Origin of the sequence: Arenibacter echinorum (assembly GCF_003259375.1) — a bacterium.
In the GTDB taxonomy this organism is placed as follows: Bacteria; Bacteroidota; Bacteroidia; order Flavobacteriales; family Flavobacteriaceae; genus Arenibacter; species Arenibacter echinorum.
Map to the genome: position 1 here is coordinate 178,007 of NZ_QLLN01000007.1, position 11,451 is coordinate 189,457.

Annotated in this window: 6 protein-coding genes; all 6 read right to left on the reverse strand. The window is 40.4% G+C overall.

What is annotated here, in order from left to right:
- Positions 1-61: 61 nt before the first annotated feature.
- Entirely contained in the window at positions 62-2,461 is a 2,400-nt protein-coding gene (locus tag LV92_RS17900) for an ABC transporter permease (RefSeq protein WP_111624972.1), read from the reverse strand.
- Between the two features lie 215 nt (positions 2,462-2,676).
- On the reverse strand, positions 2,677-5,088 hold the full coding sequence (locus LV92_RS17905) for an ABC transporter permease (protein WP_111624973.1): 2,412 nt from the start codon (positions 5,086-5,088) through the stop codon (positions 2,677-2,679).
- Between the two features lie 73 nt (positions 5,089-5,161).
- Complete coding sequence (locus LV92_RS17910) at positions 5,162-7,594, reverse strand: ABC transporter permease (protein ID WP_111624974.1); 2,433 nt, start codon at positions 7,592-7,594, stop codon at positions 5,162-5,164.
- Positions 7,595-7,825: 231 nt separating this feature from the next.
- The gene (locus LV92_RS17915; RefSeq protein WP_111624975.1) at positions 7,826-8,521 is read right to left on the reverse strand and encodes an ABC transporter ATP-binding protein; all 696 of its coding nucleotides are present in this window, start codon (positions 8,519-8,521) and stop codon (positions 7,826-7,828) included.
- 69 nt (positions 8,522-8,590) lie between these two features.
- Positions 8,591-9,841, reverse strand: a complete 1,251-nt coding sequence (locus LV92_RS17920; protein WP_111624976.1) for an efflux RND transporter periplasmic adaptor subunit — start codon at positions 9,839-9,841, stop codon at positions 8,591-8,593.
- Position 9,842: 1 nt separating this feature from the next.
- Positions 9,843-11,189 (reverse strand): TolC family protein, encoded by a 1,347-nt coding sequence (locus LV92_RS17925; protein ID WP_111625084.1) that lies wholly within the window; start codon positions 11,187-11,189, stop codon positions 9,843-9,845.
- Between the last annotated feature and the right edge of the window lie 262 nt (positions 11,190-11,451).

Below are 11,451 nucleotides of genomic sequence, written 5' to 3' on the forward strand. Positions count from 1 at the left end.
AGATATTCTTAGATATAGGATAATCTTTACTGCTACTGCCATCGCTCTACTGATTACTTAATTATTCCGTTCTCAAACTTTTTACCGGGTTGGCATTAGCCGCTTTAATGGCCTGAAAACTCACGGTTAATATTGTGATCGCCAACGATCCAATAACGGCAAAAGCGAAGATCCACCACTCCAAGATTACATGGTATGGATAGTCTTGCAGCCAACCGTTCATAACGTAGTATGAAATAGGTATGGCTATAAAACAAGAAATGATTACCAGTTTTAAAAAATCTTTGGAAAGCATGTTCCACACGTTGAATACTGTGGCTCCTAGAACCTTCCGGACCCCAATTTCCTTGGTACGCTGTTCCGCAACAAATGATGTGAGTCCGAATAGGCCAAGACAACTTATTAATATGGCCAAGGCCGTAAAAATTCCAGATAAGGTTCCAATGCGTTCTTCAGCAGCAAATTTTTCGCCATATTCATCATCCACAAAATCATATTGAAAAGGAAGGTTGGGAAAATGTTCTTTAAACACATTTTCAATAATCGCCATGTTCTGACTTGCACTTTGATTTGGATTCAATCTTAAATTATAGAAACTGGAATTGCCGTGTTTATCAAAAACATAAACACCCTGCTTAACAGGTTCATATGGCGATTGCGTAATCATGTCTTCTACAACACCAATAATTTTTAAGGGCGGACCCGGATCTTCTTCATCATCATCTTTCAAAAACTTGCCAACTGGATCCTTGATGCCCATGTATTTTACTGCAGTCCGATTGATCAATACCGCGTTTGAATCGGTAGCGAACTCCCTTGAAAAATCACGGCCTTCAATAATTTTCATACCCAAAGACTTGGCGTATTCCGGAGTTACTTCGGTCCATGCCAAATCTTCTTGAAAACCTTCGGGCTTCCCCTCCCAATCAAATCCACTGCGGTTGGACCAAATCTGCGTGGTTGGACTGCTGGAAGCCGACATTTCGATTACCGCACCTGAATTTAAAAATTCGCTTCGCATTAAATCATATTTACCTTCAAAATCTTGACTGAAGGTAGGTATCTGAACAAGGCCAGCTTTATCATACCCCACGGGTCGGTTTTTGGCATAATTGATCTGCTGCATTACTATGACGGTTCCAATAATAAAGGCCACGGAAACAGTAAACTGCAGTACGACCAAAATTTTTCTGGGCAAGCCGGCATATTTTCCAGATGTGAAGGTTCCTTTTAATACATCCACTGGTCTAAAAGAAGACAGATAAAGTGCCGGATAGCTACCTGCCACTAAAGCAGTAATCGTTATAAACACCAATGATACAACCCAAAAATTAGTGCTGTTCCAAGGGAACGAAATTTCCTTCTTGGATAAATCATTGAATCCGTTCATGGACAATAAAACTATTATCACGGCAATAATAAACGCAAACAATACCACTAAGAAAGATTCACTCAAAAACTGGTTGATCAATTGATTTCTTTGCGAGCCAATGGATTTTCGAATCCCCACTTCCTTGGCCCTTTTTTCGGACCTAGCCGTACTAAGGTTCATGAAATTTATACATGCCAATAGCAATACAAAAGCTCCAATTATTCCGAATAACCACACATATTTTATGCGCCCACCAACTTGCTCCCCGTTTTCGAAATTGCCTCGTAGGTACCAATCTTTCATTGGAAAGAGAAATATTTGTGGATTGAATTCCGCCGTATCCTCGTTTGCATTTTTTTTCACATTCAGAATGGCCTCGGTAACTTTTTCCATTGTAGAATTGTCAGCAATCTGGACAAACATCTGAAAGGAGTTATTTCCCCATTGATCTTCAGCATTCTTCATCCATTTTTGGGTCGCGATCATTTTGTCCCACGGCATTAGGAATTCGACATCATTAAATGAATTATTAAAAGGAATATCCTCATATACCGCACTCACCATTACATCATATTGATTATTTACTTTTAAGGTTTTACCAATAGGATCCTCATTACCAAAAAGTGCATGGGAGACGGATTCGGACAGCATTACGGAATTTAGTTCTCGCAAACCATCTTTCTCCCCTTTTATAATTTTTAAATCCAACATTTCAGGAGCTTCTCGCTGCATAAAATTTCCTGTTCTGGAAAGACTTTTCTCTTTGTATCGCAGATATCTGGAAATGTTCCAAGAAGACATCACCAAATGCTTAAAGTTATCTGCATAACCGTCACGTAACACTTTTTCCAAGGGTCGGGGTATCGCAGGGCCTGTACCGGTTTCTTGGTTAAATGTTTGTGATTGGAACACTTGGGCAATACTGTCTTTGTTTTTAAAATAGCTGTTATGACTAAGTTCATCTTGGATCCATAGACCAATTATGAGCGTTACCGCCATTCCCAAGGCAAGCCCGCCAACATTTATTACGGAATAGCCCTTATTTTTCCATAGGTTCCTCCAAGCTATTTTTAAATAGTTCTTAAACATGATTTGCGTTTTTGATTTGATTGATGATATGTGTTTTCAACTTTTAGCTGTTCACTTTCGACTATACATAACTTATTTTTACTATCAACTGCGAATTGATCGAACCACCCCTTCCGTTTTCTGCCCTCCATGCCACCTTCCCCACACTCAATACCGTTGGCCAAATTCGTTCGCCTTGTTCACTGCTCACTGGCTACTAACAACCGTTTCCTTTTTCACTCCGTTCGTAAACTTTTTACCGGGTTAACAATGGCCGCTTTTATGGTATGAAAACTGACCGTAAATAACGCCACCGCTATAACCATAGCTCCCACCCCCAAAAATATGAGTGGGTCGATGGATATACGATATTCATAATTCTCGATCCACATCTGCATTATATACCAGGCCAAGGGGACTGCAATTAAAAGACTGAGCAATACCAGTTTTACAAAGTGAATTGATATCATACCAACAATACTCTTCACCGATGCCCCCATAACTTTTCGTATCCCTATTTCCTTGGTTCTCAACTCTATGACCATTAATGATATGGCGAAAAGGCCTAAACAGGAAAGGAATATGGCTATGGCCGATGCGATGCTGAACACAGTAGTCATAATTATTTCGCCCTCGTACCAGGCCTGAAGATTTTCATCCAAAAAGGAAGCTTTGAAGAGGGCATTATCCGTAAGTTTTTCCCAAACTGCAGCGATATGTTCCATCACCATCTGTGGATTATCCGATTTAACCTTTAGGAAAATGTAATTTATACGTTCCGATGCCGATAGATGAATGGCTATTGGATATGACTTATCGGACGGGGAATAGGCATTAAAATCCGGTATTACTCCTATAATCCTATTCCCCAATCCCGCTTCTTCCCCTCCAAAATATTTGCCAATGGGATCAGGTTCTCCCATGGCCTTTACAAAACTCTCAGTAACCACGAACGCATTTATTGTATCCGTGGCATAGGCAGGATCAAAATCCCTTCCCTTAAGAATGGGAATTTGCAAAGTCTTTAAAAAATCATAATCCGCCAAGAGCCAATCGGCCGAAACCTGGTTTTGTTTATAATCGAACCCTACAACAGACCTAACGGTAACCCTATCCAAGCCCCTTCCCAAATTACCACCTGTCCCAGTAATGGAAACAATATTGGGATCGTTTTGAAGTTCGTTCCGCATACGCGCCAATATTTTTCTACCATCTTGTTGGAAACCTACAGGAATACTTATTACCTGCTCCTTTTCAAAACCAATAGGTACTTCCCTTAAAAAATCCAATTGTTGACTTGCTATCCAACTTACACAGATTAGCAGACTGGAAATGGCAAACTGACTTACCAACAGGGTATTGCGAAGTGCTCCCGGTTTCTTTGCTGAAACCTTGCCCTTTAAAACACCAACCAAGTTAAAGTTGGCCATCTTTAAGGCAGGGTATCCTCCAGCAATCAGGGTTACTAATAAAAAGACCCCGAACATAATTGCCAAAAAGGTGGGCTGGAACAGGGCTGAAATTTCTATGCCACCTCCAAATTGTGTATTAAAGGCAGGTATCAATTGGGAAGCGAGACCCAATCCCAACATAAAACCAACAAAATAAAGCAGAAAGGCTTCTCCCCATAACTGCATAAAAAGCTGTCCTTTATAGGCCCCAAGTGTCTTCCTTACTCCCAGCTCACGGCTTCGTTTAAAGGAGTTGGCCATGTTAAGGTTCACAAAATTAAAACAGGCAATCAACAGAATAAAGGCTCCTAGGGACATAAGGGCGTATACCAGTACCTTGGGAGCACTCCTTTCCCCAGAAAAATGAACGTCATTTATATTGGTGAGGTTTATACTAAATAATTCGGAGGTTTCCTTTATTTCCGGCCTATCGGCCCTAAGTTGGGCCAATTGATCGGGATAGTGTTTTTCCACAAAAGGCTGAAGTTTCAAAGCAACCTTTTGGGAATCGCTATTTTTAGAGATTTTAATAAACACACTGGATCCATTGGAGCCCCAATCATTTTGAAGCTTTCCAAAATTGGGAAGCGATTCAATCCTGGCAACGGCATCAAAACGAATACTGGAATTCTTTGGGCAGTCTTTGACCACAGCGGTTACGGTGTAAAATTCCACGTCCTCGCCTCTGCCAATTTTTAGCTCCTTCCCTATGGGATCCGAATCCCCAAAAATGGCCTTGGCCGTAGTTTCACTTAAGGCTATGTCTTGAAAACCAGAAAGTGCCGTGCTACCATTACCAATAAGTACCGGAAAATTGAACACTTCAAAAAAATCGGGATCAGTCCTAACAACCACCCGTTCCATATTTTTTTCCTCGTATGAAAAATTTTCAGGCATCCCCATATTCACCGCTATAGCTGTCTCCACCTCCGGAATATCGGCCATTAAAGCAGTAGCGGCAGGCAATGGCATTTGGGAACTCATTTCGGGACCCTGGGTACTGTTTATAAGACGGGAAGTTCTAAACAGCTGGGTCTTATCCTTGTGGAAAGAATCGAAACTCAGATGAAAATAGGCGGTCAAAAACAAGAGGATACAGATGGAAAAAGCGATTGCCAAACCAAAAATATGTATGGCCGAATGCAATTTATTTCTTTTTATATTTCGCCAGGCGATTTTAAAATAATTCTTAAACATGATTTTCGTTCCTTGATTTGATTGATGATATGCGTTATAATTCCCAACTATTCACTGCTCACTGTTCACTCAACTATTCCGTTCGTAAACTTTTTACAGGATTCACTATAGCCGCCTTAATACTTTGGTAGCTTACAGTAAGTATTGCTATCCCTATTGCCAAGAACGCCGCCAAGGCGAACACCCACCATTCTATTTCTATCCGATAGGTAAAATCTTCGAGCCACTTGTTCATTAGGTACCAACCAACGGGCAACGAAATAAGTATTGCAACCCCTACCATTTTTAAAAAGTCGGTCGTAAGGCGATAACTTATTTGGCCAACACTTGCCCCCAATACTTTTCGTATACCTATCTCCTTGGTTCGTTTTTGGGCATTGAAGGCCGCTAGACCAAATAATCCAAGGCAAGCGATTAAGATGGACAGTATGGTAAAGGTCACGAAAATGCGCCCTAATTGCTGTTCGGCTTCATAAGTGGTATTAAAGGAGTCCTCCATAAACCGATAAGCGAAAGGTTGCCCCGGAGCTATTTTATTCCATACCCCTCCAACACTTGCAATGGAGTTTGAAAAATCCCCTGCCTCCAATTTTATGGCCATGGAACCTGTAGACCTGCCCAAGGTCATACTCAATGCGCCAATATCTTCCCGTAGCGACTCGTAATTAAAATTTTTTATGACACCGATAATGGTAAAATAATTGGAAGTTCCATCTTCAAAATTGCGGATAATTCGCATACCCAAAGCATCTTTGGGTTGTACGCCCAAAATGGCCACTGCGGATTCGTTGATAAGCATTACTGTAGAGTCGGTACCAAACTGCCTATCAAAATTCCTACCCTCCAAAATCTCCATATTTAAAGTGGGAATGTAATTGTCATCTACATTCCATATCTGCATGTTGATGGAGTTCTCTGCTGTTGCCCCGCCTTCTTTAAAAAAGGAAGTATTGCTGCGGCTGGAAGGTGTTGGTAAAAAGCTGCTCAATGTTGCGCTTTCCACTCGGCCCAGTTGTTCCACTTCCTCCTTAAACGCCGTGGCTTTGTCTCCCAATGTATAAACATCATCTACAATTAAAACCTGATCTTTTGTAAATCCCAGATCTTTATTTTGAATAAACTTCAATTGCATAAAAACCACCAAAGTGCTTACAATTAAAAACACTGAAATAGCAAATTGGAATACCACTAGGAAACTTCTAATATTCCCACCCCCTGTACTAGTTGTTCCAGCCCCTTTAAGCACTTTAACAGGCACAAAACGGGACATAAAAAATGCAGGATACATTCCTGAAAAAAGAGCCAGAACTGTTGACCCAATAAATAAGGCCATCCAAAAAAATGGATCGGTAAATGGTATGGAAATGGACTTGCCAGATAGGGCATTAAAGTAAGGTGTAGCCATAATTGCTATTACCAAGGCAAACAATAATGAGATGAAGGAAATTAAACCTGATTCCGTCAAAAATTGTCGTATCAAGGCAGATTTGTCCGACCCCAATGTTTTGCGAATACCTACTTCTTTTGCCCTTTTAAGGGACTGTGCCGTGGATAGGTTCATAAAATTAACACTGGCCAATAAGATCAGGAACAAGCCTATAAATGAAAGAATATAAACATTTTGAATACTACTATTTGAGCTAAGTTCATGGTCTTTGTTGGAATACAGATGAATATCCTTCAAGGCTATTGTGCTATAGTACAGATAATTTCCGGAGGCGACCAACTGTTCTTCTGTTGCCCCAGGCAAAAATGTCTGTACATAAGGCATTATGTATGTGCCTAGCATGGACTGTAAGGGCTCCTGAAAATCGGCAATATCTGCACCGGGTATCAGCTTAATAAAGGTAAAGAAATTATGACTTGTCCATTCCTGGTTTTTAGCCTCTTCACTCCCCGCCATGGCCATAAAAACGTTATGATTTCTAAGGAATGACCGCTCTGGCATATCCTCTATTACTCCGGTGACGGTATAGGTATCGGTATTGTTCAACAATAACTGTTGACCTAGAGCGTCTTTTAATCCAAAATGCTTTAGGGCTGCCGATCTGGTCAGGACTAAGGTATTGGGCTCTTTTAGGGCGGTTTTCACATCCCCTTCCAATAGATCCAGACCAAACATCTCAAAAAAAGTAGCATCTACAAAGGTTGAACCTTGTTCTTTTACGCTTGCTTCCGCATCACTCTTTCTAAGGAGCATACTGCCCAAATTCCTAAATCTAGTTGTGAGTTCCACCTGTGAAAAATCGTTCTCCATGGCAGCCGCCATCGGAGCTGAAACTTCCGCGGATTTGCTCTCCGTACCCCCAAATTTTGTATCCGTATTTATTCTATAAATGCGGTCGGCATCTTTGAACATCGTATCAAAATTCATCTCATCATAGATGTATAGCGAAATGAGCAAGCCCCCGGCCATTCCAATGGCCAGACCAAAAGTATTCAGGAAGGTAAAAAAGGGCTGTCTTTTAAGACTTCTCCAAGCTATTTTGATGTGATTTTTAAACATGATTAGTGTTTTTGATGAGAAATAAGTTCTACACTTATTTCATTGATGAATAAACTCCTTTCTCTTATAAACCTGCAAGGTTTCCCTTCCCTCACAACCGGCAAGGTTTCCAAAACCTTGTAGGTTTTAATTTCCATGCAGGTGTCCGAACCTTATTGGTTTCACTTCCAAATCCTGGCCTAGACCTACAAGAAGGTCCGCAAAAAGGCGGACTACACCTTGCAGGTCTCCCTAACGCATTGCTCCCATTGCCCTATTATGGCTTTCGGTGGCAATCTGACCATCAAATAGGTTTACCACCCTATGTGCATAGTGCGAATCCCGGTCCGAGTGGGTAACCATAACAATGGTGGTTCCTTCCTGATTCAACTCTGTTAATAGGTTCATCACTTCGATCCCATTTTTGGAATCCAAATTCCCCGTAGGCTCATCCGCCAAAATTAATTTTGGATTGGTAACCACAGCCCTTGAAATAGCCACACGTTGTTGCTGCCCTCCGGAAAGTTGTTGTGGAAAATGCTTTTCACGATGTGCTATCTTCATTCGTTCCAATACCGCCATTACCTTTTGTTTACGCTCATTTTTGTTCATCTTAAGATAGATCAACGGCAATTCCACATTTTCATAAACAGTAAGTTCATCTATCAAATTAAAACTCTGGAAGACAAAGCCCAAATTGCCTTTTCGCAGTTGGGTACGTTGGCTTTCCTTTAAATGTCCCACTTCATGGCCAGCAAATTGATAACTCCCTGAAGTAGGATTGTCCAACATACCAATAATGTTCAACAAGGTAGATTTACCACAACCAGAGGGTCCCATTATGGCCACAAACTCGCCCTCCTGAACTTTGATGTTCACATTGTTCAATGCCAAAGTCTCTACCTCCTCGGTTCTGAAACTCTTTTTTAAATTTTGGATCTTTATCATTAGTAATAGATTTATTTAAGGACACCCTCTGTTGTATTAGTGCCAGTTTTGGACATTTGTTACTTCAATTTATTTCAACACTATATTATCGGCCTCTCCAAAACTATCATAGTTGGAGGTAATTACTTTTTCACCATTCTCCAATCCTTCCAACACTTCATAATATCTGGAGTTTTGCTTTCCTATTCTTATATTCCGCTTTAATGCCCGATTACCATCTGGGTTAACCACAAAGATCCACTGTCCGCCTGTACTTTGGAAAAAGCTTCCCTTGGGCAGTAAGAGTGCATCACTGGACTCGCCCAACTGTAATTTTATATTATAACTTTGTCCTGCACGGATGTTTTGTGGTTTTTCACCTGTAAAGACCAAATCTATCTTGAACTTGCCATTTCGAACTTCAGGATATACCTTTCTCAACCGCAGGGAATGTTCAGTTCCATTCCGCTCAAAAGTTGCATTTAAATCACGTTTCACACGGTCTATATAATGTTCGTCTATATCGGCCTCGATCTTATAATCTGTAAGGACATTAATCTGACCTATACGCTCGCCTTGACCAATACTTTGTCCTATTTCTGCATCCAAAAAACCCAATTGCCCATCTGCCGGTGCCCGTACATTTAAATGATCTAGACGTTCGTAAACCATAGTAAGTGTCTTGCGCATACGTTCCAGGTCCGTATCCAATCCCGCCAAGGAGGTGCTTCGCATTTCATCGTCATGTTCGGTCTGTAGTTTAACTATGTCATGTTGCTTTTGGGAAAGCTCAAAATTCTCTTTTGAAGTTAAATACTCCTCCTTCGAAATTAATTCGTCATCATATAAGGCCTGGTTCTGTTCAAAATTTCGTTTCAATTTTGTTAGCTCGTACTGCGCGTTGGCCAAAGATTTTCTACCCTCCACCTGCCTGGAATCGAATGTTATTTTGGTAGACCTTAGGTCGTTCTGCTTTAGTGCCAAATTGCTTTCACTGTTCAATATTTGCTCATACAGGCCAATATTCTCCAGTTTTAGGATGATATCCCCTTTTTGTACCATAGCCCCTTCCTCTATCAGTTTTTCGGTCACACGCCCCCCTTCGTAGGCATCCATGTATATGGTTGCAATAGGGGCCACCGTACCGTTGATGGTGATATAATCATCAAATTTTCCCTGTACCACCTCTGCTATGGACAATTTATCCTTTTCAGTTCTAAAAGTATGGCCGGTATTACCCATTATAATTTTCCAGCCCACAAATAGCAGCAAGACCCCAAGGGCAATATACCCGTAGTGTTTTGGCCTTAATCCTTTCTTCTTTTCTAATTGTATATCCATTTCAATTGGTGCTATTAATGTTAAAAACAGGTAAGCCTTGGTAAAAAGCCAATGTATTCCGGTTAATTTGAAGCAGTAGTTTTACCTGTAGATTTTTATTTTGTGAAGTGGCGTACATGGATTTTGCAAGATTAAGTTCCATTATCGTAAACAAGCCCTTTTCATATTTTTTTTGTGCCACTCCAAAAGCCTGTTCTTGGGCCATAATTTGCTTTTCACTCTGAATGAGCTCAACATTTAAAGCCTTATTCTCTTGAACAAGTTGTTGTATGGCCTTAAAAATTTCCTGCTCCTGTATTTCCAGATTATTTTCTTCCCTTTTCAAAGCAATTTTCTGTTGCTTGATGGCAGAACGCGTAGACCAGGCATTAAAAATGGGAACATTAAGTGAAAATCCCACATATCTGGAAGCATTGTCCTGAATTTGATTTTTAAATGGAATTGTAACGCCCAAAGTGTCCCTAGTGGTTTCATAATATCCGGTGCCATAGCCAGTAGCAAAAGAAAGTGATGGATAGAGCTCTCCCCTGGCAACACTCAATTGCTTTCTAACAGCCTCTGTTCTATACCTTTGAGCCTTGAGTAGGGGAACGAAATCCATTGCTAAGCCGTAAATACTATCTGTTGACAGCTTGTTATCGGCCATTGTATTGGGTACAATAGGGTTTATTTGCAGGGTATGGGCATTTTCCAAATTCATTTCCTGTATCAGGGTAAGCTTTGCGGCCTGAAGTAAATTTTCATTCTGGGTAACGTTCAATTGATCTGTATACAATACGGATTCTGCTTCATACAGATCGGCCTTGGCCTTCAATCCTATTTCAATTTGTTTATTGGCCAGTTTAAAATTGTCTTCAGAGATGGTCAATTGCTCCTTTGAAATTGCCAGAAGACCCTCATAAAACTGAATGTCATGATAGGCCGTCATAATCCTAAGGGCCAATAAAAAACGCTGCTGTTGCGACGTTTCCTGTGAAGCCTTAAATAAAAGCTTTCTTGCTTTAATAGTGTGGACCTTTTGGAAACCTCGAAAAAGATCAATGGAAGCGTTCAAGGAATAGCCATTGGAAAAAAATTCCGTATCAATTATATCATTGGTATTTGGATCTGTAGATCTACCATATCTAATATTATAATCGCCAAAACCATTAACCCTTGGAAGCATGTCCCTTATTGCCTGGTTATAATTCTCTTTACCAGAATCTTCCAGATATTGATAGTCTAGCAGCGTAAGATTATGTTCCAAGGCATAGGAGATGCAATTCTCCAAGGTCCAGTTCTCCTGACCAGTGGAGACAACACTGATAAACAAAAACAAAAGAAGTAATTTTCCTTCTATAAAATTCATAATACAAACAAGGTTAAAAAAATCACCAATCCGACCACTATAACAAGAATCGGCAAAGTACCCTATTCCAAGTCCATGCCAAACATCTACATTGTTGATTAACAATAAGTTACCGTATATTTAGCAAATACAATCTATTCTATTGTAAAATAGTTATACAACAATTGTCCAATATTTGGACACTATTTATGTAGTTATAAGGACATATTGTAGTTTTGATATAGGGAGTAATTGTCTGCTGGGATCATAAAAGGAAGTGAAG